The sequence below is a fragment of the Sphaerisporangium perillae genome (assembly GCF_023276435.1).
Lineage (GTDB): Bacteria > Actinomycetota > Actinomycetes > Streptosporangiales > Streptosporangiaceae > Sphaerisporangium > Sphaerisporangium perillae.
Window position 1 is genome coordinate 186,798 of sequence record NZ_JALLPO010000012.1, and the last position, 25,791, is coordinate 212,588.

The 25,791-nt window shown below is 69.1% G+C and carries 24 protein-coding genes and 2 rRNA genes; 13 read left to right on the plus strand and 13 right to left on the minus strand.

Annotated elements, in window-relative coordinates; genetic code table 11:
* Positions 1 to 97: 97 nt before the first annotated feature.
* Positions 98 to 661 carry an RNA polymerase sigma factor gene (locus MYF83_RS14300; RefSeq protein WP_248960786.1) on the minus strand — a complete coding sequence of 188 codons (564 nt, stop codon included), beginning with the start codon at positions 659 to 661 and terminating at the stop codon, positions 98 to 100.
* A 163-nt stretch (positions 662 to 824) separates the two neighbouring features.
* On the opposite strand from MYF83_RS14300, the gene MYF83_RS14305 reads away from it, so the two are divergent.
* On the plus strand, positions 825 to 2,252 hold the full coding sequence (locus MYF83_RS14305; protein ID WP_248960787.1) for an alpha,alpha-trehalose-phosphate synthase (UDP-forming): 1,428 nt from the start codon (positions 825 to 827) through the stop codon (positions 2,250 to 2,252).
* Positions 2,253 to 2,459: 207 nt separating this feature from the next.
* A complete protein-coding gene (locus MYF83_RS14310; protein WP_248960788.1) occupies positions 2,460 to 3,665 on the plus strand; it encodes an MFS transporter in 1,206 nt (401 codons plus the stop codon).
* A 21-nt stretch (positions 3,666 to 3,686) separates the two neighbouring features.
* Here the strand turns inward: MYF83_RS14310 and otsB are convergent, their stop codons facing one another.
* Both otsB and MYF83_RS14320 read right to left on the minus strand, forming a co-directional pair.
* Positions 3,687 to 4,514 carry a trehalose-phosphatase gene (gene otsB, locus MYF83_RS14315; protein WP_248960789.1) on the minus strand — a complete coding sequence of 276 codons (828 nt, stop codon included), beginning with the start codon at positions 4,512 to 4,514 and terminating at the stop codon, positions 3,687 to 3,689.
* Between the two features lie 34 nt (positions 4,515 to 4,548).
* Entirely contained in the window at positions 4,549 to 4,863 is a 315-nt protein-coding gene (locus tag MYF83_RS14320) for a DUF3263 domain-containing protein (RefSeq protein ID WP_248960790.1), read from the minus strand.
* Between the two features lie 299 nt (positions 4,864 to 5,162).
* On the opposite strand from MYF83_RS14320, the gene MYF83_RS14325 reads away from it, so the two are divergent.
* Both MYF83_RS14325 and MYF83_RS14330 read left to right on the plus strand, forming a co-directional pair.
* On the plus strand, positions 5,163 to 5,975 hold the full coding sequence (locus tag MYF83_RS14325; RefSeq protein ID WP_248960791.1) for an SAM hydrolase/SAM-dependent halogenase family protein: 813 nt from the start codon (positions 5,163 to 5,165) through the stop codon (positions 5,973 to 5,975).
* Between the two features lie 186 nt (positions 5,976 to 6,161).
* Entirely contained in the window at positions 6,162 to 6,557 is a 396-nt protein-coding gene (locus MYF83_RS14330) for a hypothetical protein (RefSeq protein WP_248960792.1), read from the plus strand.
* 108 nt (positions 6,558 to 6,665) lie between these two features.
* Here the strand turns inward: MYF83_RS14330 and MYF83_RS14335 are convergent, their stop codons facing one another.
* The 5 genes from MYF83_RS14335 to MYF83_RS14355 form a co-directional block, all read right to left on the minus strand.
* Entirely contained in the window at positions 6,666 to 7,676 is a 1,011-nt protein-coding gene (locus MYF83_RS14335) for an ABC transporter ATP-binding protein (RefSeq protein ID WP_248960793.1), read from the minus strand.
* Entirely contained in the window at positions 7,660 to 8,697 is a 1,038-nt protein-coding gene (locus MYF83_RS14340; RefSeq protein ID WP_248960794.1) for an ABC transporter ATP-binding protein, read from the minus strand. Before MYF83_RS14340 ends, MYF83_RS14335 begins: the two co-directional genes overlap by 17 nt.
* Positions 8,698 to 8,712: 15 nt before the next feature.
* Positions 8,713 to 9,636 carry an ABC transporter permease gene (locus MYF83_RS14345; protein WP_248960795.1) on the minus strand — a complete coding sequence of 308 codons (924 nt, stop codon included), beginning with the start codon at positions 9,634 to 9,636 and terminating at the stop codon, positions 8,713 to 8,715.
* Positions 9,629 to 10,570, minus strand: a complete 942-nt coding sequence (locus MYF83_RS14350) for an ABC transporter permease (protein WP_248960796.1) — start codon at positions 10,568 to 10,570, stop codon at positions 9,629 to 9,631. Before MYF83_RS14350 ends, MYF83_RS14345 begins: the two co-directional genes overlap by 8 nt.
* 115 nt (positions 10,571 to 10,685) lie before the next feature.
* Positions 10,686 to 12,326, minus strand: coding sequence for a peptide ABC transporter substrate-binding protein (locus MYF83_RS14355; RefSeq protein WP_248960797.1), 1,641 nt, complete (start codon positions 12,324 to 12,326; stop codon positions 10,686 to 10,688).
* A gap of 451 nt (positions 12,327 to 12,777) precedes the next feature.
* Here MYF83_RS14355 and MYF83_RS14360 point away from each other — a divergent pair, with 451 nt between their 5' ends.
* The 4 genes from MYF83_RS14360 to MYF83_RS14375 all read left to right on the plus strand — a co-directional run bounded on the left by MYF83_RS14360 (position 12,778) and on the right by MYF83_RS14375 (position 15,565).
* Positions 12,778 to 13,737 (plus strand): ABC transporter permease, encoded by a 960-nt coding sequence (locus MYF83_RS14360; RefSeq protein WP_248960798.1) that lies wholly within the window; start codon positions 12,778 to 12,780, stop codon positions 13,735 to 13,737.
* Positions 13,730 to 14,572: an ABC transporter ATP-binding protein gene (locus MYF83_RS14365; RefSeq protein WP_248960799.1), complete on the plus strand. Its 843-nt coding sequence runs from the start codon at positions 13,730 to 13,732 to the stop codon at positions 14,570 to 14,572. Before MYF83_RS14360 ends, MYF83_RS14365 begins: the two co-directional genes overlap by 8 nt.
* Positions 14,573 to 14,657: 85 nt before the next feature.
* A complete protein-coding gene (locus MYF83_RS14370; RefSeq protein WP_248960800.1) occupies positions 14,658 to 15,194 on the plus strand; it encodes a YbhB/YbcL family Raf kinase inhibitor-like protein in 537 nt (178 codons plus the stop codon).
* A gap of 191 nt (positions 15,195 to 15,385) precedes the next feature.
* Positions 15,386 to 15,565, plus strand: a complete 180-nt coding sequence (locus MYF83_RS14375) for a hypothetical protein (RefSeq protein WP_248960801.1) — start codon at positions 15,386 to 15,388, stop codon at positions 15,563 to 15,565.
* A gap of 146 nt (positions 15,566 to 15,711) precedes the next feature.
* Here MYF83_RS14375 and MYF83_RS14380 read toward each other — a convergent pair whose 3' ends face one another.
* Complete coding sequence (locus tag MYF83_RS14380) at positions 15,712 to 17,040, minus strand: KamA family radical SAM protein (protein ID WP_248960802.1); 1,329 nt, start codon at positions 17,038 to 17,040, stop codon at positions 15,712 to 15,714.
* 173 nt (positions 17,041 to 17,213) lie between these two features.
* Here MYF83_RS14380 and MYF83_RS14385 point away from each other — a divergent pair, with 173 nt between their 5' ends.
* The 4 genes from MYF83_RS14385 to MYF83_RS14400 all read left to right on the plus strand — a co-directional run bounded on the left by MYF83_RS14385 (position 17,214) and on the right by MYF83_RS14400 (position 22,537).
* Positions 17,214 to 17,816, plus strand: coding sequence for a DUF1707 SHOCT-like domain-containing protein (locus tag MYF83_RS14385; protein ID WP_248960803.1), 603 nt, complete (start codon positions 17,214 to 17,216; stop codon positions 17,814 to 17,816).
* Between the two features lie 105 nt (positions 17,817 to 17,921).
* Positions 17,922 to 18,941, plus strand: a complete 1,020-nt coding sequence (plsX, locus tag MYF83_RS14390; protein WP_279339504.1) for a phosphate acyltransferase PlsX — start codon at positions 17,922 to 17,924, stop codon at positions 18,939 to 18,941.
* Between the two features lie 69 nt (positions 18,942 to 19,010).
* A complete protein-coding gene (gene argS, locus MYF83_RS14395; RefSeq protein ID WP_248960804.1) occupies positions 19,011 to 20,744 on the plus strand; it encodes an arginine--tRNA ligase in 1,734 nt (577 codons plus the stop codon).
* A 158-nt stretch (positions 20,745 to 20,902) separates the two neighbouring features.
* Positions 20,903 to 22,537, plus strand: a complete 1,635-nt coding sequence (locus tag MYF83_RS14400) for a hypothetical protein (RefSeq protein WP_248960816.1) — start codon at positions 20,903 to 20,905, stop codon at positions 22,535 to 22,537.
* Positions 22,538 to 22,634: 97 nt separating this feature from the next.
* On the opposite strand, the gene MYF83_RS14405 is transcribed toward MYF83_RS14400, so the two are convergent.
* Together MYF83_RS14405 and MYF83_RS14410 are read right to left on the minus strand one after the other, a co-directional pair.
* Entirely contained in the window at positions 22,635 to 23,732 is a 1,098-nt protein-coding gene (locus MYF83_RS14405) for a glycosyltransferase 87 family protein (RefSeq protein WP_248960805.1), read from the minus strand.
* Between the two features lie 94 nt (positions 23,733 to 23,826).
* On the minus strand, positions 23,827 to 24,207 hold the full coding sequence (locus MYF83_RS14410; protein ID WP_248960806.1) for a cell division protein SepF: 381 nt from the start codon (positions 24,205 to 24,207) through the stop codon (positions 23,827 to 23,829).
* A 165-nt stretch (positions 24,208 to 24,372) separates the two neighbouring features.
* On the opposite strand from MYF83_RS14410, the gene MYF83_RS14415 reads away from it, so the two are divergent.
* Entirely contained in the window at positions 24,373 to 25,170 is a 798-nt protein-coding gene (locus MYF83_RS14415; protein WP_248960807.1) for a PhzF family phenazine biosynthesis protein, read from the plus strand.
* Between the two features lie 193 nt (positions 25,171 to 25,363).
* Here the strand turns inward: MYF83_RS14415 and rrf are convergent.
* Both rrf and MYF83_RS14425 read right to left on the minus strand, forming a co-directional pair.
* Positions 25,364 to 25,480, minus strand: a 5S ribosomal RNA gene (gene rrf, locus MYF83_RS14420).
* An 80-nt stretch (positions 25,481 to 25,560) separates the two neighbouring features.
* A 23S ribosomal RNA gene (locus tag MYF83_RS14425) occupies positions 25,561 to 25,791 on the minus strand; the annotation flags it as partial.

A 25,791-nucleotide genomic window follows, 5' to 3' on the forward strand; every position in this document is an offset into this window, starting at 1 on the left:
GCTTGTCTCACGTAGCGAGACAAGCGAGCACGTCAGGAGAAGATGGGGCCGCCCCAGGCGCGCGTGGGCGGCCGGTCGGACGCCCCGCGAGAGGTGGTCACCGGAACCGGCCGTAGTCGTCGCCGAGCGCCGCCTGGACGTACTTGCGGGCCTGGTGGATGCGCGACTTGGCGGTGCCCAGCGGGATGCCGAGCTGGTCGGCCACCTCGTTGTAGTCGAGCTCGCAGATGTCGCGCAGCACCAGGGCCTGGGCGAGGTCGGGCTTGTCGGCCTCCAGGGACTCCATCGCGTCCAGCAGGTCGAGCCGGGAGCCGGCGATCACGCTCACCCGGCGCGGGTCGGCCCGCAACTCGGGCAGTTCCTCGGAGGTCTGCTCGGCGGCGCGGCGCTTGAGCGTGCGGTAGGTCGTGCGGGCGCAGTTCGTCGTGACGATGTGCAGCCAGGTGGAGAACCGCGCCCGTCCCTCGAACCTGCCGATGTTGCGCGCGACGGCCAGCAACGTATCCTGGCAGGCCTCTTCCGCGTCCTGGTGGTACGGCAGCAGCCGGGAGCAGTGCCGCAGCACATCGGGCTCGATGCGGCGGAGAAGCTCTCCCAAGGAGCGGTGGTCGCCACCGGCGGCCGCGTGGGCCAACTCTTCGGTCGTCTCGTCAAGCGCCATGCCGGAGTTCCTCTCGACCGCTTGCACCTTGCCCGGACCTGACCACCAGCCCATCTTATTGGGAGGGTTAAATTCAATTAATCTGCGGCCGGGTGCGCATCACAACGGAGAAGAACGGCGAGGGACGACCGCCACGTGGCGGACGAGGAGTGGTGATGGGCGGATGAACACAGTTCTGCTGGCTTCCAATCGAGGCCCCGTGTCGTTCACACTCGCGGATGACGGCACGCTGACGATGCGCCGCGGTGGGGGCGGCATGGTGTCGGGCCTGTCGGAGGTCGCCAAGGACACCGAGGTGCTGTGGGTGTGCGCCGCACTGTCCGACGGCGACCGCAGCGCCGTACGGGTGGCCCCGGGCGGCCGCCTGGACCAGGCGGGCTACGACACCGGCGCGGTTCGCATGCTCGACATACCGCCCGCGACATTTCACCGCGCGTACAACGCGGTCGCCAACTCGACGCTGTGGTTCGTCAACCACATGCTGTACGACATCCCGAACTCCCCGCAGTTCGACATGCGGTTCCGCCGGGAGTGGGAGTCCTACCAGGACTACAACGCCGCGTTCGCGCTCGCGCTGGCCGAGGAGGCCGCGCACGGCGCCCGCGTGATGATCCAGGACTACCACCTCACCCTCGCCCCCGCGATGCTCCGCGTGGAGCGTCCTGACCTGCGCGTCGCCCACTTCTCGCACACCCCCTGGGCGCCGCCGGAGTACTTCTCGCTCCTGCCCGACGACATCTCGGCCGAGCTGCTGTCGGGCATCCTCGGCGCCGACCGGGCCGGGTTCCTCACCGCGCGCTGGGCGTCGGCGTTCATGGACTGCTGCGAGACGCTGCTCGGCGCCCAGGTCGACCGGGTCCAGCGCACGATCGCCTACGAGGGGCGGACGACGCGCATCGGCGTGCATCCCCTGGGCGTGGACGGCGACGCCCTCTGGGCGCGGGCCCTGGAGCCGGACGTGGAGTCTCACATGCTCGCCCTGCGGGAGCGGGTGGGCGACCGCAAGCTCATCGTCCGCATCGACAGGACCGAGCTGTCCAAGAACATCGTCCGCGGGCTCTCGGCGTACAAGCAGTTCCTGACCGACCATCCCGAGTGGCACGGCAAGGTCGTCCACCTGGCCTTCGCCTACCCCTCGCGGCACGACCTGCCCGAGTACCGCGAGTACACCGCGGCCGTGCAGCGCTGCGCCAAGGAGATCGAGGACGAGTTCGCCGGCGAAGACTGGGATCCGCTGATCCTGAACGTGGACGACGACTACGCGAGGTCGCTCGCGGCCTACCGCATGGCCGACGTGCTGCTGGTCAACCCGATCCGCGACGGCATGAACCTCGTCGCCAAGGAGGGGCCGATCCTCGCGCCGCACTGCGCGCTGGTGCTGTCCAGGGAGGCCGGCGCCGCCGCCGAGCTCGGGGCGGACGCGCTTGTGGTCAACCCCTACGACGTCTCGGGCACGGCGGACGCCCTGTACGAGGCGCTGACGCTGCCGGAGGAGGAACGCGCGAAGCGCGGCATCCGCCTGCGCGCGGCGGCGACGGCGCTGCCCCCCAGCCAGTGGTTCGCGGACCAGCTCGCCGCCCTGGAGCGCTGACCCCGCGTTCTCCGTCGCCGCCTCGGAGCGCTGACGCCCATACGCCGTCACCGCCCTGGAGCGCTGAGCGCTCGTTCTCGGTCACCGCCCAGCACCACCGACTTCGTCCCCTTCTGTCGGATTTGTCGCCGTAATTCGAATTCCTTTAAGGAATCGGGCACTGATACCGTTTTGACCTGTTCGAGTGCTTCGAGGCGCAGGAGATCAGTGAGCGCGACCACATCCGACCGTATGCGCGCCCGGCTCACCAGAGACCGCCCGACCTGGCTCATCTACCTCCAGCTCGCCACCTTCGCCACCTACCTGTACGGCGTCTCCGCAGCACTCCCGCTGCTCCGCCTCGACCAGGGGGTCTCCCAGGCGGTCGCCGGGCTGCACGGCACCGCCATGGCCGTCGGCGGCATCGTCAGCGGCATCGCCATCCCCTGGCTCACCGCCACCATCGGCAGGCGGCGGACGACATGGCTGGGCCTGCTCATGACCGCCTGCGGCATCGCGGCGCTCGCGCTCGCCACGCCGGTGCCCCTCACCCTGCTGGCGGTCACGGTGGCCAGCAGCGGAGGCTCCCTCACGCTGTACGTGGGCATGTCCGTGCTGAGCGACCACCACGGCACGACCTCCGCCGCGGTCATCAACGAGGCCAACGCGGTCGGCGTCACCGTCGGCATCGGCATGTCGTACCTGATCAGCGTCCTCGCCGGCGGCTCGATCGGGTGGCGGGCCGGCATCCTGGTCACTCCCGTCGCGACGTTCCTCCTGCTCGCGCTCATGGGCAGGGTCTGGGTGCCGTCGCTCCCGCCCGCAGCCGTCGCGCCCGTTCCTGGCGTCCCCGAACCGGCCACCATGGCGAAGGTCCCGTTCGGCAGGCGGTTCCACGTCGCCTGTGGCGTGCTGTCGTGCCTGGTGGCCACGGAGTTCCTCTTCAACCTGTGGGCCGCCAAGCTGGTGGCCGACCAGACGGGGATGACCGCCGCGGCGGCGGCCACCGGGCTGACCGCGTTCACCGCCGGGATCGCCGCCGGCAGGTTCGCCGGAGGCCGGCTCGCCCTGCGCGCGGACCCGACGCTGCTACTGGCCTGCGCGCTGGTCGTGACCCTCGCCGGCTGGACGGCCTTCTGGCTCAGCACTCAGCCGGTGTTCTCCTACGCGGGACTGGTCCTGAGCGGCCTCGGAGTCGCCATGCAGTTCCCGCTCGGCTTCGCCAGGGTCATCGCGGCCTCCGGCGGGCGTCCGGACCAGGCGAGCGCCGCCGCGTCCATCTGGGCCGGGGTCGCGGTCGGGGTGGGGCCGTTCGCGCTCGGCGCCCTCGCCGACGGCTTCGGCACCCGCACGGCGTTCCTCATGGTCCCGCTGCTGATCGCCTTCGCGCTGACCGGCATCGCCCTCACCGGCCGCTCACCCGCCTCCGGCTGAGCGGCCGGCAGGTCCTGAGGCTCAGTGCTCGAGCAAGGCGCCGGCCAGGGCGGAGAGCAGTGCGGCGACCCCCGCGGGGCCCTCCACGATGAGGTCGGCGCGGTCGGCCAGGGCGGTGACCTCCGTGGAGGCGCTGCACACCGTCACGCCGGGCAGCCCCGAGAGGCGCACGGCCTCGAAGGCCGCGAGGTCGCCGAGGTCGTCCCCCGCGAACAGCACCGACCGGGCTTCTCGCTCGGCGAGGAACGCGCGGAGCGCGTGCCCCTTGTCCATGCCGGCGGGGCGCAGCTCCAGCACCAGACGTCCGAGCTCTACGAGCATGCCGGTCTCGGCGGCCAGCTTGGCCAGCGGCTCGCGCAACGCCCGCAGGCTCGCCTCCGGGTCCGGGGCCCTTCGGGTGTGGACGGCGACCGCCCTCCCCTTGTCCTCGATGGTCACGCCCGGCTCGGCGCCACCGCTGATGGGAAAGCCCAGGGAGGCCAGCAGGGCGGGCAGTGCGGCGCGCACGCGCCCGACTCCGGGCGGGGGCGGCGGAGAGGTCAGCAGCCCGTCCTCCCAGCGTTCCAGGCCGTACTGGCCGAGGACGACGAGCCCGGGCACGTCGGCGAGGCTCGGCCCGTCCGGTACCTCGCCGTAGGCGACGGCCGTGGCGGCCGGGCGGCCCGTGACGATCACGACCGCCCCGACCAGGCCGCCGAGGCGTACGAGCGCGGCGGCCGCGTGCGGGTCGACGCGGGCGTCGGCGGGGTCGGGGACGATCGGCGCCAGCGTGCCGTCGAAGTCGAGTCCGACCACGGCACCGCGGGGGTCGGCCTTGATCGCCGCCAATCCGGCTATATCCGGCAACACATCATGAGTCACTCGTTGAGCACTACCCCACGGATCACGGGCGCATGCCCAGGCGGCGGGCGGCCCGCTCGCGCTGGCGCGAGGCCCGCAGCCGCCGCAGGCGCTTCACCGTCATCGGGTCGTGCGCGAGGGCCTCGGGACGGTCGATGATCTGGCCGAGCAGCTGGTAGTAGCGCGTCGCGGAGATGTCGAAGGTCTCGCGGATCGCCTGCTCCTTCGCGCCCGCGTAACGCCACCACTGGCGCTCGAAGGCGAGCAGCTCGCGCTCGCGTCCGGTCAGCTCTCCGGGGGTTTGGGGGATGGACGGCTCCTCAGGGTCGCCGTCACCGCGATCCGGCGCGGTGTCCATGATGTCCTCCTCGGTCGGGTACACGGGAGACGTCGGACGGCGGGCCGGGCGGGGGAGGGCGGGAGAGATGCGAATGAGCGCCCGGACGAGCGCGACCCTGAGCCACGACGCGCGCGTGCGGCCCGTGGCAATCGTAGTCGGGAATTCGCGGCTGTTCATGACAGTTCGGGAGACGCGAAAGCTCCCGGATCGCCGGAAAGGTTTCAAAGATGGCGCCGCGACGGTAGATCGATACGGTCGCCGATCTCTCGGGATGTGCCCCTATGACACCGCCTCCCTACGACGTACAGTCACCAAGTGTGACCTCTGTCATCACGCTTCTCACCGACTACGGACTGGAAGACGGGTTCGTGGCCTCCTGCCACGGGGTGATCATCAGTATCGCCCCGCAGACACGGATCATCGACGTCTGCCACCTGGTTCCGGCCGGGGACATCCGCCGCGGCGCCGCGATTCTCGCCCAGACGCTGCCATATCTTCCCGCCGGCGTGCACATCGGCGCCGTGGACACCGCGAGCGCCAGCGCCCGGCGCTCCATCGCCGTGGAGGCCGGCAACCGCGTGTTCGTCGGCCCGGACAACGGCCTGCTCTCCTGGGCCGTGATGGCCGCGGGGGGCGCGCGGGCCGCGTACGAGATCTCCAACACCGAGCTGTTCCTCAAGCCCGTGTCGCCGACCTTTCCGGGGCGGGACATCTACGCCCCGGTGGCGGCTCGCCTGTGCATGGGGCGCAAGCCCGCGGACCTCGGCCCGGAGATCCCGCTCGACCGCCTGCTGCTGCTGCCGCCGCCCACGGCGCGGATCGGGGAGGGGGCGGCCGAGGGCGAGGTGCTGTCGCTCGACCGTTACGGGAACGTGCAACTCTCCGTGACCGCTGACGATCTGGCGACGATCGGCGTCCACGTCGGGGACACGCTGGCGGTGTCGATGGGCAGGCGCCAGATCACGATGCCCTTCCGCGACACCTTCGCCGCCGTGCCACCGGGCAACCTGGTCGCGTTCACCGACTCGGCCGGAAAGGTCGCGTTCGCCGTCAACTCCGGCGACGCCGCGCAGCGCCTCGGCCTGCCCCCTGGCGCCCACGTTCGGCTGGCGCGTGGGGTGGACATCTGAGCGGCTCCGCAATCATTGCCATCACCTGACCGTTCAGCACCCTTATCCGTGTTCTTGCGATGGGTACTGTCACAGCGGTCACACAGAGTAGTCACCCGTGCGCGGGCGGTTCTTGATCAAAGAACTCCGTTAACCAGGGGCTCCAGGTCCAGGACTCCGCGACGGGTTTCCTTCGGGGGGAACAACATGATTCGCCGTCTTCTGATCACCTCGGCCTGCGCCGCCGTCGCCATCGTCGCGCCCGCCGCCGCCGCCTCCGCGCACAGCTCCACGGCGCGCGTCACCATCCACCAGGGAAACGGCATCGGCACCGGGACCGATGTGGACACCGACGTGAACCTGGGCCTCAACCTGGGCCTCGGCCTGAGCCTGGGGCTGAGCGTCAACGCGAACGTGGACGCCAACGTGGACGCGAACGTGGACGCGCACGCGAAGGCCAACGCCAACGCGGGGCTCGCCACGTCGGTGCGGTCGTCCACCGCCGCCGGCCTCAAGACCGGTGCCGGTGTCGGGCTGAGCAGTTCGGCCGGGCTGAAGAGCTCGACCGGCGCCGGGCTCGGCATCTCGGCGTCCAGGCGCTGACTTCGCCGGCTACGGCCGTCGTACCTGCCGTGATGGAGAAACCCTCCACGGGTCGTCCCGTGGAGGGTTTCTCCATCACGTACCGCCCTGCGGGGGCGTGCGTGCCGGCTACGCGTGGATGACGTCGTGCTCCTCGGCGAAGTGACAGGCGCTGAGGTGCCCGCCCGCGCGGATCTCCAGCAGCGGCTCCTGCTCGGCGCAGATGTCCTGCGCCTTCCAGCAGCGCGTGCGGAACCGGCAACCCGACGGCGGGTCGGCCGGCGACGGCGGGTCGCCCTGCAGGATGATCCGCTCACGCTGATCGCGCCCCTCGGGGTCGGGCACGGGCACCGCCGACAGCAGCGCCTGGGTGTACGGGTGGCTAGGCCGCTCGTAGATCGCGACGTCCTTGCCCAGTTCCACGATCTTGCCCAGGTACATCACCGCGACACGGTCGGAGATGTGCCGGACGACCGAGAGGTCGTGGGCGATGAAGATGTAGGCCAGGTTGAACTCGTTCTGCAGCCGCTCCAGCAGGTTCATGACCTGGGCCTGGATCGACACGTCGAGCGCGGAGACCGGCTCGTCACAGATGATGATCTCAGGCTGGAGCGCCAGGCCGCGGGCGATGCCGATGCGCTGCCGCTGGCCGCCCGAGAACTGGTGCGGGTAGCGGTTGATGTGCTCGGGGTTGAGACCGACCACCTCCAGCAGTTCCTGCACCTTCCGGCGGCGGTCGCCCTTGGGCGCGACCTCGGAGTGGATCTCGAACGGCTCGCCGACGATGTCGCCGACCGTCATGCGCGGGTTCAGCGAGGTGTACGGGTCCTGCATGACCATCTGGATGTTGCGGCGCATGCGCTTGAGGTCACCCCCGTGCGCCTTGGCCATGTCCACACCGTTGATCTTCACCTCCCCCGAGGTGGGCCGCTCCAGGGCCATCAGGAGCTTCGCGAGCGTGGACTTGCCACAGCCCGACTCGCCCACGACACCCAGCGTCTCGCCGCGGTGCAGGTCGAAGGAGACCCCGTCCACCGCCTTGATCGCGCCGACCTGACGCTTGAGAACGATGCCCTGGGTCAGCGGAAAGTGCTTGACCAGGTCACGAACCTCGAGGATCCGCTCACCCGAGGGTGCCATCGAGGACCTCCCGGTAGTAGTGGCAGGCGCTCCCGCGCGTCCCGCTGATCTCGTACAGCGGAGGCACGTCGGTCACGCAGTTGTCGCGACGGTACGGGCAGCGGGGGTGGAAGGCACAGCCCGAAGGCATGTCGAGCAGGTTGGGCGGCAAGCCCTTGATGGCGTAGAGCTCCTGGCCCTTCTGGTCGACCCGGGGGATCGAGTCCAGCAGGCCCTTGGAGTAGGGGTGCGCCGGGGTCTTGTACAGGTCGTGGACCGGGGCGTGCTCCACGATGCGGCCGGCGTACATGACGGCGATCTTGTCGGCCACGTCCGCCACCACGCCCAGGTCGTGGGTGATCAGGATCAGGCCCATGTTGCTCTCGCGCTGCAGCTCGGCGAGCAGCTCCATGATCTGCGCCTGGACCGTCACGTCCAAGGCCGTCGTCGGCTCGTCGGCGATCAGCACCTCGGGGTCCAGCGCGATCGACATGGCGATCATGATGCGCTGCCGCATACCGCCCGAGAACTGGTGGGGGTAGTCGTTGACGCGCTGCTTCGCGGCCGGGATGCGGACGCGGTCCATCAGCTCGATGGCCTTCTTCATGCCGTCGCGCTTGGACATGCCGCGGTGAACGCGGAACATCTCGCTGATCTGCCAGCCCACGGTGAACACCGGGTTCAGCGCCGAGAGCGCGTCCTGGAAGATCATCGCGATGCGCTGCCCGCGGATCTGGCTGCGGGCCTGGTCGGAGAGCTTCAGCATGTCGGTGCCGCGGAAGCGGATCTCACCCTTGGGGATCCGGGCGGGAGGCATGTCCAGGATGCCCATGATGGCCTGGGCGGTCACCGACTTGCCCGAGCCGGACTCCCCGAGGACGGCCAGGGACTCACCGGCGTTCACCGTGTAGCTCACGCCGTTCACGGCCCTGACGATGCCCTGCCGCGTGACGAACTCCACGTGCAGGTTGTCCACCGCCAGCAGCGGTTCGTGCCCGACCTCGTCGGCCAGCGGATGGGTGTCGATTGACGGGTTCTTCACCTTCGGTGCCCTCTCCTACCGCAGCTTCGGGTCTAGCGCGTCACGAACCGCGTCTCCCAGCATGACGACGCTGAGGATGGTGAGGCTCAGGAACAGCGCGGGGAACAGCAGCGGCAGCGGTGCCTCCAGGAAGCGGTTGCGCGCGTCCGCGATCATCAGACCCCAGGAGATCTGCGGTGACTGGATGCCCACGCCGAGGAAGGACAGGGCCGCTTCTGCGGCGATGAAGGCGCCGAGGTTGATCGTGGAGACCACGATGACCGGCGCCACGGCGTTCGGCAGGATGTGCCGCATCATGATCCGCCCGGGGCCGGCGCCGAGCGCACGCGCCGCCATGACGTAGTCCTGGTGCTTGGCCGTGATGACCGACGCCCGCATGATGCGCAGGATCATCGGCCAGGCGAGCAGGGACAGCGCGAGCACGACGCTGGCGATGCCCGCGTTGTCGCGTCCGATGACGGCGAGGATCAGCAGGGCGCCGAGGATGGAGGGGATCGCGAAGAAGATCTCGGCGACCCGCGACAGGAGCACGTCCACCCAGCGCCCGAAGAAGCCGGCCAGCAGGCCGAGCGCGCCGCCGACGAGACCCGTCACCACGGCGCTGACGATGCCGACGATGATGGACACCTTGGCGCCGTGGATCACGCGGGAGTACACATCACAGCCCAGGTTGTCCGTCCCGAACCAGTGCTCGGCGGAGATGCCCTTGCGGGCCTGCGCCAGCGAGCAGGTCGACGGCTCGACGCCCACGGTGTCGAACAGGCCGGGGAAGGCCGAGATGATGACGAGCAGCCCCAGCATGATGCCGCCGATGATGAACACCGGGTTGCGCCGCAGGTCGTACCACGCGTCCGACCACAGGCTCGCGGGCTTCTTCTCCTTGACCGGCTTGGCGGGCTGCGGTGCGGGAGCCGTCGCCGAAAGGGTGTCGTTACTCATAGCGGATCCTGGGGTCAAGGACGGCGTACAGCAGGTCGACGACGAGGTTGGCCAGGATGTAGATCAGGACCAGGACCGTCACGATGCCCACCACCACGGGGTTCTCCCGCAGGTAGACGGACTGGAAGAGCTGCTGGCCGATGCCGGGAAGGTTGAAGATGGTCTCGGTGATCACCGCACCGCCCATCAGCGTGCCGAGGTCCGCGCCGAGGTAGGTCACCATGGGGATCAGCGAGTTGCGCAGCGCGTGCCGTCCCAGCACCCGCCGCCGGGGCATGCCCTTGGCGACGGCCGTGCGGACGTAGTCGGCGCGCAGCGTCTCCATGAGGCTCGTTCGGGTGAGCCGGGTCAGGTACGCGATGGACACCATGGCGAGGACGAATCCCGGCAGCAGATAGCTGCGCACCCCGTCCTGCACCCCGGCCACCGGGAAGAAGTCGATGCCCGTGCTCTGCTTGAGCTTCACGCCGAGCACCAGCTGGAGCACGAAGCCGCTGACCAGCGTGGGGACCGAGACCATCAGCAGTGTGATGGCCAAGATGCCCTTGTCCTCCCACCGGCCCCGGCGCAGCGCGGCCCAAAGTCCAAGGCCGACGCCGATGATGGCCTCGAAGATCAGAGCGGTGATGGACAGCTTGAAGGTGACCTGGAACTTGCCCTCGAAGATGGTGGAGACCGGCAGCCCGCGGAAGGTGGTGCCGAAGTTCCCGCTCACGATGTCGCGGAGGTAGTAGCCGTACCGCACGATGAGGGGCTCGTTCAGATGGAACTGCTCCCGGAGCGTCGCCGCGAACACCGGGTCTACGCGTTTCTCGCCGGCCAGCGCTTGGAGGGGGTCACCCGGTAGCGCGTAGACGATGGCGAAGATGAGGAATGTGGTGCCCAACAGCACAGGGATCGCCTGGAGAAGGCGCCTGATGACGTAGCGGCCCATTCAGTCTCCCGATCATTGCAAAGGACAGCCCGCCGCAACCAACTGGGCTGCCCTTGTGGGGTGTCGCCCACTCCGGGTGGTTCAGAGGTTACCGAACCACCCGGAGTGGTTGACGTCAGGCCTTCTCTACGTTGAACAGGTCGATCCGCTCGAACGGGTCAATCTTGACGTTCTTGACGTGCTGCGAGTACGCACCGTTCGTCTGGTAGAAGTACACCGGAATGTACGGCAGCTCCTTCAGCACCAGGTCATCGGCCTGCTGGTAGAACTTGATGCCCTCGTCGAGGGTCTTGGCCGCGTCGCCCTGGGTGACCAGGTCGTCGAACTCCTTGCTCTTGTAGCCCGAGTAGTTCGAGCTACCGCCGGAACCGAACTGCGGACGCAGGTAGTTCTCCGGGGAGGGGTAGTCCATGATCCAGGCCATGCGGAACGAGCCCGGCCACTTCTTGTTGCCCAGGTCGTCGAGGATGGTGGCGAACTTCTCGACCGGCTTCGGCGTCACCTGGGCACCAAGGTTGGTGCGCAGGTTGTTGGCCACGGCCTCGATCCACTCCTTGTGGCCGCCGTCGCCGTTGTAGCCGATCTCGATGGCGCCCATCTTCGCGCCGCCGGCCTGGTCGAACAGGGCCTTGGCCTTGGCGGGGTCGTAGGTGCAGGCCTCGCCGCAGGCGCCCTGGCGGTAGCCGGAGACGACCGGGCTGATGAAGTCGTCGGCCGGCACGCGGGTGCCGGAGAAGACCGTCTCGGTGATCGTCTTGCGGTCGATCGCCATGGAGATCGCCTTGCGGATGTCCGCGTTCTTGGCGTAGTCGGCGCCGCTCTTGATCGGGAAGCCGATGTAGCCGATGCCGGACGACGGCTGCTCGATGTAGCGGTCGCCGAACTCCGACTTGGCGGTGGAGATGGCCTCGGCTGGCAGCTGGTCCATGATGTCCAGGTTGCCGGCGCGCAGGTCGTTGAAGGCGGTGTTCAGGTCGGTGTAGATCTTGAAGTCGACCGCATCGACCTTGGCCTTGCCCTCCTTGAAGTCCTCGTTGCGGACCGTGGAGATGGTCTGGTCCGTGCCGCGCTTCCACGGCTTGGAGACCTTGAAGGGGCCGTTGCCGATCGGGTTGCCACCGAAGTCGGCCTTCAGCTTGCCCTCGGACTCGAAGGCGGCCTTGGGCAGCGGGTAGAACGCCGTGTAGCCGAGCATCGTCGGGAAGCCGGAGAACGGGTTCTTCAGCTCGACGGTGAAGGTCTTGTCGTCGACGACCTTCAGGCCCTTCAGCGTGGTGGCCGTCGGGGTCTTGCCCTCGCCCGGGTTCAGCTCGTCGTAGCCGACGATGCTGCCGAAGAAGTAGTTGCCCTCCTGGGCGTTGGCACCGTTGGCGGTGTAGTTCCAGGAGTCAATGAAGTTCTGGGCGACGACAGGCTCACCGTTGTGCCACTTGTAGCCGTCCTTGAGCTTGATCGTCCACGTGGTGGAATCGGGCGACTCAATGGACTCGGCAACGCGGTTGTAGGGTTTCTTGTCCGCGTCGTAGTCAACGAGGCCGACGAAAAGTGCGTTCAGCACCTCGGCGCCACTGGTCTCGGTGGTGTTGCCCGGGATGAGGTCGTGTTGCGGCTCAGCGATCTCGACCCTGACCGCCCCGGCGTTACCGGCGGCGCTGGAGCTGGAGCCGGACGTGTCGCCGCTGCCGCCGCACGCCGCGACCGCGAGCGCGAGCAGCGCGGTTCCGGCGACGATCTGTGCGCCCTTGGTCACACGCATCGTGGATTAATCCTCCCTCTAAGGTGGGCGTAGGGACTGAGCCGCTCATGTCGGGGCGTCTCCTAGGGGATCCACCCTGGAGTACGCGGACATGGTCAAATCAGTTGACGCCCTGCCAGTCGACCGTGAGCATTCCTCACTACTTCTCACCAGCGAGTCTCTGGCGCATTGCAGTTCGGTCACACGTGCCCCAGTCGGACGTCACACGCATACCAACTAGGCTGTCAATAATGCCTTGATCCGGCACAAAGCCGTCACTAAGGTACACAGGCCCGGGGCTGATCGCACCAACGGTCACGTGCGGCGTTTGCCCGCGACCCCGTACCGAGCTGCGACGATGCGGCCTCCCGGCCGCCACCGGGCCGCCGCGCCCCCCGGAAGTCTTCAGGTCATGTGCGATCAAGAGGCACCGTAGGCATCTCATTCACCTGTATCCAATAGAGTCCATCCCATGAGTCAGCCGGAATCCGCTGTCGCGGACTCCCGGGCGGGCGACCGGGCGGGCGGCTCCTCCCCCAGCGGGAAGGAATCGCTGTCCGCGCTCGCCGAGCGCCACGGGTTGCGACGCGCCATCGCGCGTCCCAGTCTGCCCGTCTACGTACGCCAACTGTGGGACAGGCGGCACTTCGTCCTCACGTACGCCACGTCGCGGAACGTCTCGAAGTACTCCGACTCGGCGCTCGGCCAGCTCTGGCAGGTGCTGACGCCGCTGCTGAACGCCGGGGTCTACTACCTCATGTTCGGCGTGATCATGGGACAGCGGAAGGACCTCACGAACTACACCGCCTTCCTGATCACCGGTGTGTTCGTCTACGGCTACACCCAGCGATCGGTGACCGGCGGCGCCAAGTCGATCTCCGGGAACCTCTCGCTGATCCGGGCCCTGCACTTCCCACGGGCCGCGCTGCCCCTGGCGTACACCATCCAGGAGTTCCAGCAGCTCGCCATCTCGATGGGCGTGCTGTTCGTGATCGTGCTCGTCACGGGCGAGTCGCTCACCTGGCTGTGGCTGCTGATCCCCTTCGCGCTGCTGCTGCAGACCATCTTCAACGTCGGGCTCAGCCTGCTCCTCGCACGCGTAGGAGCGTTCGTCCGCGACATGAACCAGTTGCTGCCGTTCATCCTGCGCACCTGGCTCTACACCTCGGGCGTCTTCTACAGCATCCCCGCGCGCATGAAGGACCAGCCGGAATGGGCGCGCTTCCTGCTGGAGTTCAACCCTCCATCGGTCTTCATCGACCTGATGCGACATCTGGTCCTCAACAGCTACCCCAAAGACCTCGCGGCGCACCAATTCCCGCACAGCACCCTGCCGCAGCTCTGGCTATACGCTGGTTTCTGGGCCGCGGTGGCACTGATCGGCGGCTTCTGGTACTTCTGGCGGGCCGAGGAGAGGTATGGCCGTGGCTGAGCTGACCAAGGAGCTGTCCCAGATGGCCCACCCGCACGAGCAGGCACCGCAGCCCGACGCGGCCGGCGCCGCCCCGGCGGACGCGCCCGAGCCTGGCGCGCCCACGGTCATCGTCGACGACCTGCACATCGTCTATCGCGTGTACGGGGCGGCCAGCGCCGCCGAGAAGGGCAACGCCGCCAACGCCCTGATGCGCATCGTCCGCCGCCAGGGCCGGCCGCAGATGAAGGAGGTCCACGCCGTCAAGGGCGTCTCCTTCGTCGCCCGCCACGGTGACGCCATCGGCATCATCGGCCGCAACGGCTCGGGCAAGTCCACGCTGCTCAGAGCCATCGCGGGCCTGCTGCCCCCGCACAAGGGCTCGGTCTACACCAACGGCCAGCCTTCACTGCTCGGCGTCAACGCCGCCCTGATGAAGGAGCTCACGGGCGAGCGCAACATCGTGCTCGGCTGCTACGCCATGGGCATGTCGCCCACCCAGGTCAAGGAGAGGTACGACGAGATCGTCGAGTTCTCCGGCATCGGCGAGTTCGTCCAGTTCCCCATGTCGACGTACTCCTCGGGCATGGGCGCCCGGCTCCGCTTCGCCATCGCCTCGGCCAAGGTCCACAACGTGCTGCTCATCGACGAGGCACTGGCCACCGGTGACCGCGACTTCAAGCGCAAGAGCCAGGAACGCATCCACCAGATGCGCGACGAGGCCGGCACCGTCTTCCTGGTCGCCCACAACCTCGACGTGATCGAGGAGACCTGCAACCGGGTCATCTGGCTGCACAAGGGCCAGATCAAGATGGACGGCGACCCCCAGACGGTGCTCGCCGCCTACAACTCCTGACCACGCCCGCCCAGCTGATCGTCTGGGCGGGACGCAGGGGGCAAGATGGGAGGGTCCAGAACGTCCTTTCCATCGGAGGTCCACCGTGGCCAAGCAGCCACCGATTCCCTACGACTACCTGCCCGAGGTCCCCTCCCTGACCGTGGAGAGCGACGACGTCAGCGACGGCCGGCGCCTCTCCGACGAGCACGTGTTCAACGGCTGGGGCATGACAGGGCAGAACCTCTCGCCGCACCTGCGCTGGTCGGGCGCGCCCGAGGGCACCAGAAGCTACGCCGTGACGTGCTACGACCCCGACGCGCCCACCGGCAGCGGCTTTTGGCACTGGCTCCTGTTCGACATCCCCGCCGACGTGACCGAGCTGCCCAAGGGCGCCGGGACGGCTGAGAAGAAGGGCCTTCCCGAGGGCGCCGTCCACGGCCGCAACGACTACGGCACGCGCGAGTACGGCGGGGCCGCGCCGCCTCCGGGCACCCCGCACCGCTACCTGTTCGCCGTGCACGCCCTCGGCGTGGAGAAGCTCGGCGTGGACGGGGGTGACGCCTCGGCGGCCGTCGTCGGCTTCAACATCGTCGCGAACACGCTCGCCCGCGGCTACATCGCCCCGGTCTACGGCACCTGAGAGCCGGCGGCGCACGGACGGACGAGACGGCGCACGCAGACGGACGGATGAGACGGCGCGCGACAGGCGAGACCCGAGATGCGCCGGCGGCTAGACCGTACAGAAGTCCGGACACGCGGCCGGAATCTGCTGACACTGCCCGCGGGATTCCACTATGATTCGAACGAAGATTCGATCTGAGGGATACCGTGATGGAGTGGGGGTGCGGGGTGCGAGAGCTGGCGAACGCGATCGATAACCTGTCCGCCGAGGACCCGTCGGACATTCCACGTGGCCTGCTCGCCGAGCAGCTCATCGAGCTGCACTGGCAGATGGCCCGCTTGCAGGCCCAGATCGCCCGCCGCACCTACGTGCGCGCTCCGGGCGCCTGACATCCGAGGCCGAGGGCCGGCGCCCGACGCCTCACACCCGAGTTCGTCGACCGAGTCCCACCCGTCCCGTCGCTCACCCGTTCGAACAAAACAGGCCGACCGGCGCCCCATCCCGGGGCACCGGCCGGCCTGTCCAGCACGCTCGGTCAGCGGAGCGGCAGCGCCTCGCCGTTCCGCACCACGGGGTCGAACGGGAAGCTGTCGGCGAAGGCCGGGCGAAGGCCGTTGAGCCAGACCGCCTCCGGGTCGTAGTGCGCGAAGAACGGCCGCCCGACCAGGTCGGGATCGCGGGCCTGGATCAGGTGCAGCACGAAGACCCGCAGGCCGGCCACCTCGGCGATCCCGTCGACGCAGACCTTTCCCGGTGTCGAGGACATGGACGGGCCCCGCACCGTGCGGCACAGCCCGGACACGCCCGCGTAGGCGTCCCGGAAGATCTCGTACGCCCGGGCCAGCGGCACGGCGAAGTAATCCTGCGGCCCGGTGTCCCGCTCGACGAACATGTAGTACGGCACCATGCCGAGCGCGTGCTGGGTCCGCCACATCTCCGCCCAGGTGTCCGCGTCGTCGTTGATGGTGCGGATCAGCGGCGCCTGGGTGCGGATCACCGCGCCGGTGTCCCTGATCGCCCGCACGGCGGTCTCGACGAGCTCCGACTCCATCTCCCTCGGATGGGAGAAATGCGCCATGAAGGCGAGGTTCTTGCCCGACTCCACGACCGAGGAGAACAGGCGCAGCGTGTCGGCCGCGTCGGGGTCGGTCGCGAAACGCCCCGGCCAGTACGCCAGCGACTTGGTGCCGATGCGGATCGACTCCAGCTGTTCCAGAGCGAGCAGCGGCTCGACGTACCGCCGGAGCACCGCCGCGCTCATGATCATCGGGTCGCCACCCGTGAAGAGCACGCTCGTGACCTCGGGATGCTCCAGGAGGTACCGGACCAGCCCATCGGCGTCGTCCGAGGCCATCTTCAGGTCCGGATCGCCGACGAACTGCGCCCAGCGGAAGCAGTAGGTGCAGTACGCGTGACAGGTCTGCCCCTGTTTAGGGAAGAACAGCACGGTCTCCGGATACTTGTGCTGCATGCCGGGCACCGGTTCGCTGCCCTTCCGCGGGATGTTCAGCTCCATCTGCCCGGCCGGATGCGGGTTGAGCCGCATCCGTACGGCGTGCGCGGCCGCCTGGATCTCGCCCGGGGTCGCTTCGCCCCGCAGTAAATCGGCGATACGGGACACGTCAGCGGCGGGAAGCATGTCCTCCTGCGGGAACACCAGCCGGTAAATCGGGTCATCGGGGATGTCGGACCAGTCGATCAGCTCGTCGACGACGTAGGCGTTGGTCCTGAACGGCAGCACGGTCGCCACCGCCCGGACGCGCAACCGCGTCTCCGCGTCGAAGTCGGCCCTCTTCAGCAGGTCGTCCAGATGTTTGGCCGTGTAGGCCCGGAACCCTCGTGTACCGGTCTGTGTCAGGGTCACTCGAGATTTTTCCTCTCTTTGGGCTCTCAGGTAAACCTGATGCCTGTGTTGCGCGTCTGGTGCTTTCCTCTACGGACGCGCCAGCCCGGCGAGTCGGTTCCGTACGACCGAAAAGCCTCCGTAAAACCTTCCGGATATCGCGACATATCTTGAGTTGGGTTAGGCTGTGCGGCGTGACCTCACTTACGCCATTCGAGTCAGGCGACACCGCACAGCGCGCCTCGGACGCCGACCGCGACCGGGTCGCCGCCGTCCTCGGCGAGGCACTGGCCACCGGCCGTCTCACCAGCGTCGAGCACGCCGACCGGCTGGAGGCCGCCTACACGGCCGTCACCATCGGCGACCTGGTCCCCCTCACCCGCGACCTGCCCGACGTCGCCAGAACGCCCTCGCCGGGGTTCAGCGCCGAGCAGCAACAGGTCACGGCGGTCTTCAGCAAGGTCATCCGCGGCGGCCGGTGGGTCGCCGGGCGCCACACCGAGCTGCGCTCGACCTTCGGGGCGCTGATCATCGACCTGAGCGACGCCGTGCTCCCCGGCCGCGAGATCACCCTTGAGCTCAACTCGTTCTGCGGCAAGCTGATCGTGCGCGTTCCCGGCAACGCGCGGGTCATCGACGAGGGCAGCGCGCTGTTCTCCAAGCGCCACGTCTCCGGCGGCGAGGAAGGCGGCGACCCCAACGGCCCGCTCATCCGGGTGACCGGCCGCGCGATGTTCGGCAAGGTCGTGGTCTCGCGCGGAGCCGCCGACTGGCACTGGCCCTGGCAGGGGCGCTGATCACCGGTTTCGTCCCCCTGGCGGGCGGGGCACCCTCACGCGCACACCACCCCACCCGGCCACCTACGATGCGGGACACACACTCATTCCGCACGAGGTGACCGCTTGGACGGCATTCCGCCGATAGCCCTTGACGCCATGGGAGGCGACAACGCCCCTGGCGAGATCGTGGCGGGCGCCGTACAGGCCGTGCGGGAGCACGGCGTGCCCATCGTCCTCGTCGGCGCGCCACGGACGCTCTCCGAAGCCCTGGCCCAGCACCGCGCCGCCGGCGAGATCCCCATCGTGCGCGCGGAAGAGGCGCTGACCATGGAGGAGGGCGCGCTCGCCAGCCTGCGCCGGCCCCGTTCGAGCATCGCCGTCGCCTGCCACCTCGTCCGGCGGGGCGACGTCTCGGCGGTCGTGTCCGCCGGCTCCACGGCCGGCGTGGTCGCCACCGCGAAGCTCAGGCTCCGCGCCCAGCAGGGCGTCCTGCGGCCGGCGATCGCCGTCCCGCTGCCGACCCGTCCCCACCCCACCGTGCTCCTGGACGCCGGCGCGACCGCCGACGTCAAGCCCGAGACCCTCGTGCAGTTCGCGCACCTCGGCGTGGCGTACGCCGAGACCGCCCTGAACCTCGTACGGCCGCGCGTCGGGCTCCTCACGATCGGCGGGGAGGCCGAGAAGGGCAACAAGCTCACCAAGCGCGCCCACGAGCTCCTCTCCGCCACGCCCGGGCTCGAGTTCGCCGGGAACGTCGAAGGCCACCAGCTGCTGAGCGGCGTCGTCGACGTCATCGTCACCGACGGCTTCACCGGCAACGTGGCGCTGAAGACGATGGAGGGCGCCGTCCAATACGCCTTCACCGAGCTGCGCGAAGCCCTCGAAGGCGGCCGGGTCGCAAGGCTCGCGGCGATGCTCCAGCGCGGCCGCTTGCGCGACCTGCGCAAGCGGCTCGACCCCGAGGCGTACGGAGGCGCCGTCCTGCTCGGGCTGAACGGCACCGTCGTCATCGCGCACGGCTCCTCGACCGCCAAGGGCATCGCCGCGGCCTGCGCCCTCGCCGCCACCCTCGCCCGTCAGGGCACCGTCGCCCACATCGCCGAACGCGTCGCGGCCACCCAGAAGTCCCATCGCCTCTGGTGAAACGGACCTTGCGGGGTATGGCCGGATAACCATTCTCGGGTGCGGATGATCAGCGGATATCCTTGAGGCATGACCGACCCGCAGCTCGTGCTCACCGAGCGGGTCCAGCAGGCGCTGGGCACCGCGTTCGGCCAGGAGTACGCAGGCGCCGACCCGCTGATCCGGCCCTCCCAGTTCGCCGACTACCAGGCGAACGTGGCACTGAGCCTGGCCAAGCGGCTGCGACGGGCCCCGCGGGAGGTCGCCCAGGCCATCGCCGACGCCCTCGATACCGGTGACGTCTTCTCCAAGGTCGAGGTCAGCGGCCCCGGCTTCCTCAACATCACGCTCAACGACGCCTGGATCGCCTCCCAGGCCCTGCGGACGCTGGAAGACCCGCGCAGCGGAGTCGGCCTCACCACCCCCCCGCAGACCGTCGTCGTCGACTACTCCGCGCCCAACGCCGCCAAGGAGATGCACGTCGGGCACCTCCGCACCACCATCGTCGGCGACTCCCTGGTGCGCATGCTGGAGCACCTCGGCAACCGGGCCGTCCGGCAGAACCACCTCGGCGACTGGGGCACGCCCTTCGGCATGCTCATCGAGCACCTGCTGGACATCGGGGAGGCCAACGCCATCGCCCGGCTCGAAGCCGGCGAAGGCAGCGAGTACTACCAGGAGGCCCGGGGCAAGTTCGACACCGACGCCGACTTCAAGGAGCGCTCGCGCCGGCGCGTGGCGACCCTGCAGGCGGAGGACCCCGAGACGATCCGGCTGTGGCACCTGTTCATGGACGCCACGATCCGCTACTTCAACAAGGTCTACGCCACGCTGGGCGTCACGCTGACCGACAGCGACATCGCCGGCGAGAGCATGTACAACCCGATGCTCGCCGAGACCTGCGCCGACCTGGAGTCCTCCGGAGTGGCCGTGATGAGCGAGGGCGCGCTCTGCGTCTTCCCACCCGGCTTCAAGGGCAGCGACGACAAGCCGCTGCCGCTCATCATCCGCAAGAGCGACGGCGGGTACGGCTATGCGACGACCGACCTGGCGGCCATCCGCTACCGGGTCCGCGACGTCAAGGCCGACCGCATCCTGTACGTGGTAGGCGCCGACCAGGCGCTCCACTTCCAGATGCTCTTCGCGGCCGCCCGCCAGGCCGGCTGGCTGACCGGGGACGTCTCCGCCGAGCACATCCAGATCGGCATGATGCTGGGCGCCGACGGCCGCCGGTTCCGCACCCGCAGCGGCGAGTCGGTCAAGCTCACGGACCTCCTCGACGAGGCCGTCGATCGGGCCTCCGCCGCCATCGCCGAGCGGGGCTACGACGAGGCGACCCGGTCCGAGATCGCCCGCACGGTCGGCATCGGCGCGGTGAAGTACGCCGACCTGTCGGTCAGCCACGACAGCGAGTACATCTTCGACTTCGACCGCATGCTGTCCTTCACCGGGAACACCGGGCCGTACATGCAGTACGCCACGGCTCGGATCCGCTCGATCTTCCGCAAGGGCGGCATCACGCCCGCGGAGGCCACCGGCCCGATCATCCTGGGCGAGGCGGCGGAGCGCGCCCTGGCCCTCCAGCTCCTGGGCTTCGGCGCGGTGATCGAGAACGCCGCGGCCCTGGCCGAGCCGCACCGGGTCTGCGCTTACCTGTTCGAGACCGCGAGCACCTTCACCACCTTCTACGAGAAGTGCCCCGTCCTGCGGGACGACGTGGCCCCCGCCACCCGCGCCTCCCGCCTGGCCCTGTGCGCCCTCACCCTCAACATCCTCCAAACCGGGCTCAACCTCCTCGGCGTCCCCGTCCCCGACCGCATGTAGCGTTCGTTCTGGGCCGATCAAGTTCCTCGCCCTCGTCGGCGTGCCGCACCGCACGGGCTCGCCGGAAGAACTAACCTGGGCGCGGTCATGGGAGTGCCCGCCGAACCCTCGCCTCCGGGGGCCTTCCTCACGCCTTCGGGGAGTTGCCCGCCTTGAGCATGGATCTGACCGCGAACCCCGACGTCCCTGGGGCCGCGGAAGCCGCACACCTACCGCATCACGACGAGGAGGAGCCTCCCTCGGAGTCCACGCAGGCGCGTTACCACGAGGGAGGGCCTGTTCCAGGGTCAGGGGAGCCGCAGGACCACGGTGACGATCTGCCGGAGCTGCGGCGGTACGCCGAGGCGTTGTTCACCCATCTCGCGGCCGACGGCACGGTGCTCCCGCCGCCCGCGAACCTGCTGAAGGCGCAGGGGCACTGGCTCGCCCCCGCGATCAAGGCGCTCCTGCTCATACTGTCGGGCGAGGACGCGCTCGAGCCGCTCGCTCGCGCGGCCCAGCTCGACCAGACCGACACGGCCCTGTTCCTCTGCCTGTCGCTCGCCGTCAGCGGGCACGGGGACCGCATCCATGCCTCGTGGCTCGGCACCGCCTTCGGCGATCTCTCCACCGACCGTCCCGTCACACCCGGCCAGCGTGCCCTGTGGATGGCCGCCGCCCGGGGCGCGTACGGACCGGCCGGCAAGATCTTCGTGCTGCGCAAGCTCGACGCCGCCGCGGTGCCCTCCACCGCCGAACCCGACCGCTGGCTGAGCGCCCTGGTCCCCGGCGATCCGCCGCCCGCCGCCGCGTCACCCGCGGAGCCCGTGCCGTCACCCGCGGAGCCCGTGCCGTCGTCCGAGGCGGTGACCTCGTCGGAGGTGGTGCCGTTCTTGTCGGAGGCGGTGCCGTCGTCGTCGGAAGTGGTGCCGTTCTTGTCGGAGGCGGTGCCGTCGTCGGAAGTGGTGCCGTCGGAGGTGGTGACGCAGGCGCTGGCGGAATCACCGGCGCTGACGGCCCTCCCGGCGCTGGCCGAGGTGCCCGAGCTCGTACGGCCCGTCCAGGCGGCGGCGCGGCTGTCCCGCCTGCTCGAGCGATGCGCCGAGATCACTTCCACCCGCCCGGCCGCGACTCCCCGTTCCGAACTACCAGGCCCCTGGCCGGACACCGAGCCCCTGACCGTGCTGCGATCGCTCATCGGGTCCGAAGAGCCCGGCCCGCTGTGCTCGCTGACGGGACACCTGCTGGAAGACGTCCAGTCCGGCTCCGACTCGCATCTCGCCGCGATCGCCTTCCATGTCGCCGCGCCCGTCGTACGGGCCGCCGCCGAGGATCTCGTGCAGGGAACCCGGATATCGCCGCCCGATGAGATCACCGTGCCGATCCTCGGGCACGACATCATCCTGCGTCCGGAAGGGGCAGACGAGGCGTCGCTGGCCGCCGCGGAGGCGCGGATCCGGGCCGAGGGAGCGGCCCGCCTGTCCGGGCGCTGGCTCGCGTACGCGCCGGCGCTGCTGCCCATGGTGGCGGTGGTGCTCGCGTTCACGGTCTCCGAGCTGTTCGCCGTCGCCGGGCTGGTCCTCGGCGGGATCGCCGGGTACCTGCTGTGGCGCCGTAGCGTCCGCGAGCAGGCGGAGGCGCGCAGAGTCGAGGCCGAGGTCGCGCAACTGCGGGACCAGGCGGAGGCCGCGGTGTGGGCGTTACACGACTACGCGCGCGAGGCCGCCGAGCGCGCCGAGACCGCGGCCGAGAACCTCACCGCCCTCACCCGCCTGCTACGCCGGGGCCCCGCGGTCGCCGAGCCCCGCCCCTAGCCGAACCCCCGAAGCCGGACGCGAAGCGGCCTCCCGTAGCGGACAGCCCGCAGCGCGCGCGGAGTATGTACGGCGCGCGCGAACCTGTGCACGAGCCTCAGCCTGCGTGCGACGCTCTGCGTGCGCGCAGCGTGCGGGAGGCCAGGAGCACGGCCAGCACGCCGTGCATGAACAGCACCAGGAACGCCCGCGTCTGTGGGGTCGCGAGCCCAGGCACTTCTATGCCGGGGACCTGCGGGGCCAGAGCGATGGAGAACCACGGGGAGCGTGCCACCGAGCCCGGGTCGACGGCGGTGGCCGCGAGCGGCAGCAGGACGAGCAGCGAATAGTGCCCGAACGCCGGCGTGCACACCAGGAACACCGTGATCATGATCATGCAGCCGGTCTCCACCGGCCGCGACTCAGTGGGGTCGGGCAGGCGCCAGCGCCACCAGGCCAGCGTGAACCCGGTGACCGCCACCACGGCCCGGGCCGCCAGCGTGACGCCGTCCCCGGCCCCGAGCCGGGGAAGGATCGACGCCAGCGAGGCGTCGTACGGTCTGGCGTACTCGTCCTGCCCCTGCAGCAGGAACGGCAGCGTCTCCGACAGGAACCGGCCCGGCTCGGCGGTGAACGGCAGGGACAGCAGGACGAGGACCCCGGGGACCACGACAAGGGTGACCACCGCCCGCCGCCGCCCGGCGAACAGGAACAGCAGGGCGAGCGGAACCAGCATGGGTTTGAGCGCGATCGACACCCCTGCGACCGCCGCGGCGGCCACCCAGCGATTCCTGGCGCAGAGCAGCAGGACGGCGGGCAGCGCGACGACCGCCACCGCACTCCAGTTCCCCAGGATCAGCAGGCTGCGGTAGCCGAAGAGCAGGGGGATGCCGACCATCCCGAGGACCCCCAGCCGGCTGTCCAGCCGCGTGCCGCCAACCCGCAGGGCCAGCCACCAGCCCGCCAGCGTCAGCAACGACAGGACGAAGGGCAGGACCCGCCGGATCGTGAGGTCGTCCAGCCACGCCTCCGCCAGTGCCGCCACCGCGCTGCTGGGCAGGTAGAGGAAGCGCTCGTCGGCGTACGGCGACCGGCCGCTCAGGAGGGCTCTGGCGGCCTGCACGACGTCCCCGTTGTCCTGCAGGACGCTGCCCCTGCGGACCACCGCGGCTGCGGGAAGGATGACCACCACGGCCGCGGCGATCCGCGCGGGCAAGGACGCCCGGCCCGTCAACCACGCGGTGAAGCCGTGGTCCGGGCCTTGCGGCCGAGCGCCGTCCGGTCCGGCGGGGGAGCCTGGGCCGTGGTGGTCAGGTGGTCGTGATCTCGACGTCGGCAGGGGCAAGCAGGAACACCTTGTCGGCGATCCGCTCAATGCGTCCCTCGCAGCCATACGTCAACCCGGCAGCGAAATCGACCATCCGGGTCGCGTCGGCCATGGACATCCCCGCGACGTCCATGATGACCGCCTGGCCCTCCCTGAAGTGCTGCCCAACGGTAAGCGCGTCGGAATACTTCCGCGGACGGATCATGATGATCCGCGCGGGATCCCCACCCGACCCCCAGCGCCTGGCGGCCCGTTCCGACGCGGGCATCCACTCATCCTCGTACTCGTCATACTCGTAGGGCTCGTCGTACTGATCCCCATCGCCCAGGCCAAGGTAGCTCACCACCCTGCGCACTGCCCCCATCGGCTGTCCTTTCCGCGAGAACCGGCCACATTCGCCGTGCCCCGACACAAATGACCGTAACCGACGTGCCGCCTGAGGCGGCGCGACACGCCCATGTGCTTTTGATTTTGCCCGGCTTTCGCTGCCGTTTCGACCGGTTATCTGGGGGTGGATAGGATCGAGAGCATGCGTATCTTCACCGTCGATTCGTTCACCGATCAGCCCTTCAAGGGTAACCCGGCGGCGGTCTGCCTGCTGGACTCTGGGAGATCCGACGAGTGGATGCAGGCCCTGGCCAGCGAGATGCGGCACTCCGAGACGGCCTTCCTCCTGGCCCAGGACGGCGGCCGGCCGAGCTCTCTGCGGTGGTTCACACCGGCGGTCGAGGTGGCATTGTGCGGTCACGCCACCCTCGCGACGGCCCACGTCCTGTATTCGACCGGAGCCGCCTCAGGGCCGATCGAGTTTTCCACGAAGAGTGGAATCCTGACCACCAATCAGCTTGATCACGGCCGTATTTCGATGGATTTTCCGGCGTACATGCCGACCCAGATTTCTCCTCCCGAGGCCCTCGTCAAGGCGCTCGGCGTGCCCGTCACCTGGGTCGGGATGGGGCGCATGGACATCCTGGTCGAGGTGGAGTCCGAGCAGGTCGTCCGCACTCTGGCCCCGGACATCGACGCTCTGACGGCCCTGGACGCCCGTGCCGTCTGCGTCACAGCCCGTGCGTCGGCCCCTTCGGGCGACGTCGACTACGTCTCCCGGTTCTTCGCGCCGAACGCCGGCGTTCCGGAGGACCCGGTGACCGGGTCGGCTCACTGCATGCTCGGCCCCTACTGGTCGGCGAAGCTCGGCGAGAACGCACTCGTCGGCGCTCAGGTGTCCCAGCGCGGCGGAATCGTGCACACCAGGGTGGGCGACGACGACCGGGTGGAGATCAGCGGCACCGCCATCACCATCTGGTCCGGCGACCTCCACGTCTGACGAACCCCTGCCCCTTCCCGGCAGGGGCAGGGGTCGAAGTCTGACGAACCCCGGCCTTTCCCCGGCAGGGCGTGGTCAGGTCGAAGGTGTCCTGAGCAGCACGGGTCGAACGTGGCCCTGGAACGAACCGGCCCTGGAACGCAGGAAAGCCACCCACAACGTGGATGGCTTCCCTGATGATGCATTAAATTTTGTCCGGCGGTGTCCTACTCTCCCACACCGTCCCCGGTGCAGTACCATCGGCGCTGGAAAGCTTAACTTCCGGGTTCGGAATGTAACCGGGTGTTTCCCTTCCGCTATGACCGCCGTAACCCCTTGAAACACACAAACCAGGCCAAGGCCAGAGTTTGCTGCCTCTGAGTTACATAGTGGACGCGAGCAAGAAGCTTTGTGGTCAAGTCCTCGGCCTATTAGTACCGGTCAGCTCCACACCTTACGATGCTTCCACCTCCGGCCTATCAACCCAGTCGTCTACTGGGAGCCTTACCCCCTCGCGGGGTGGGAGACCTCATCTCAAGGCGGGCTTCCCGCTTAGATGCTTTCAGCGGTTATCCCTCCCGAACGTAGCCAACCAGCCGTGCTCTTGGCAGAACAACTGGCACACCAGAGGTTCGTCCGTCC

Excerpts from the sequence above, each read along its gene's own strand:
- MYF83_RS14300 (WP_248960786.1), bottom strand. The coding sequence starts at position 661 with ATGGCGCTTGACGAGACGACCGAAGAGTTGGCCCACGCGGCCGCCGGT.
- MYF83_RS14305 (WP_248960787.1), top strand. The coding sequence starts at position 825 with ATGAACACAGTTCTGCTGGCTTCCAATCGAGGCCCCGTGTCGTTCACA.
- MYF83_RS14320 (WP_248960790.1), bottom strand. The coding sequence starts at position 4,863 with ATGGACACCGCGCCGGATCGCGGTGACGGCGACCCTGAGGAGCCGTCC.
- MYF83_RS14330 (WP_248960792.1), top strand. The coding sequence starts at position 6,162 with ATGATTCGCCGTCTTCTGATCACCTCGGCCTGCGCCGCCGTCGCCATC.
- MYF83_RS14335 (WP_248960793.1), bottom strand. The coding sequence starts at position 7,676 with ATGGCACCCTCGGGTGAGCGGATCCTCGAGGTTCGTGACCTGGTCAAG.
- MYF83_RS14345 (WP_248960795.1), bottom strand. The coding sequence starts at position 9,636 with ATGAGTAACGACACCCTTTCGGCGACGGCTCCCGCACCGCAGCCCGCC.
- MYF83_RS14350 (WP_248960796.1), bottom strand. The coding sequence starts at position 10,570 with ATGGGCCGCTACGTCATCAGGCGCCTTCTCCAGGCGATCCCTGTGCTG.
- MYF83_RS14355 (WP_248960797.1), bottom strand. The coding sequence starts at position 12,326 with ATGCGTGTGACCAAGGGCGCACAGATCGTCGCCGGAACCGCGCTGCTC.
- MYF83_RS14360 (WP_248960798.1), top strand. The coding sequence starts at position 12,778 with ATGAGTCAGCCGGAATCCGCTGTCGCGGACTCCCGGGCGGGCGACCGG.
- MYF83_RS14375 (WP_248960801.1), top strand. The coding sequence starts at position 15,386 with ATGGAGTGGGGGTGCGGGGTGCGAGAGCTGGCGAACGCGATCGATAAC.
- argS (WP_248960804.1), top strand. The coding sequence starts at position 19,011 with ATGACCGACCCGCAGCTCGTGCTCACCGAGCGGGTCCAGCAGGCGCTG.
- MYF83_RS14400 (WP_248960816.1), top strand. The coding sequence starts at position 20,903 with ATGGATCTGACCGCGAACCCCGACGTCCCTGGGGCCGCGGAAGCCGCA.
- MYF83_RS14410 (WP_248960806.1), bottom strand. The coding sequence starts at position 24,207 with ATGGGGGCAGTGCGCAGGGTGGTGAGCTACCTTGGCCTGGGCGATGGG.
- MYF83_RS14415 (WP_248960807.1), top strand. The coding sequence starts at position 24,373 with ATGCGTATCTTCACCGTCGATTCGTTCACCGATCAGCCCTTCAAGGGT.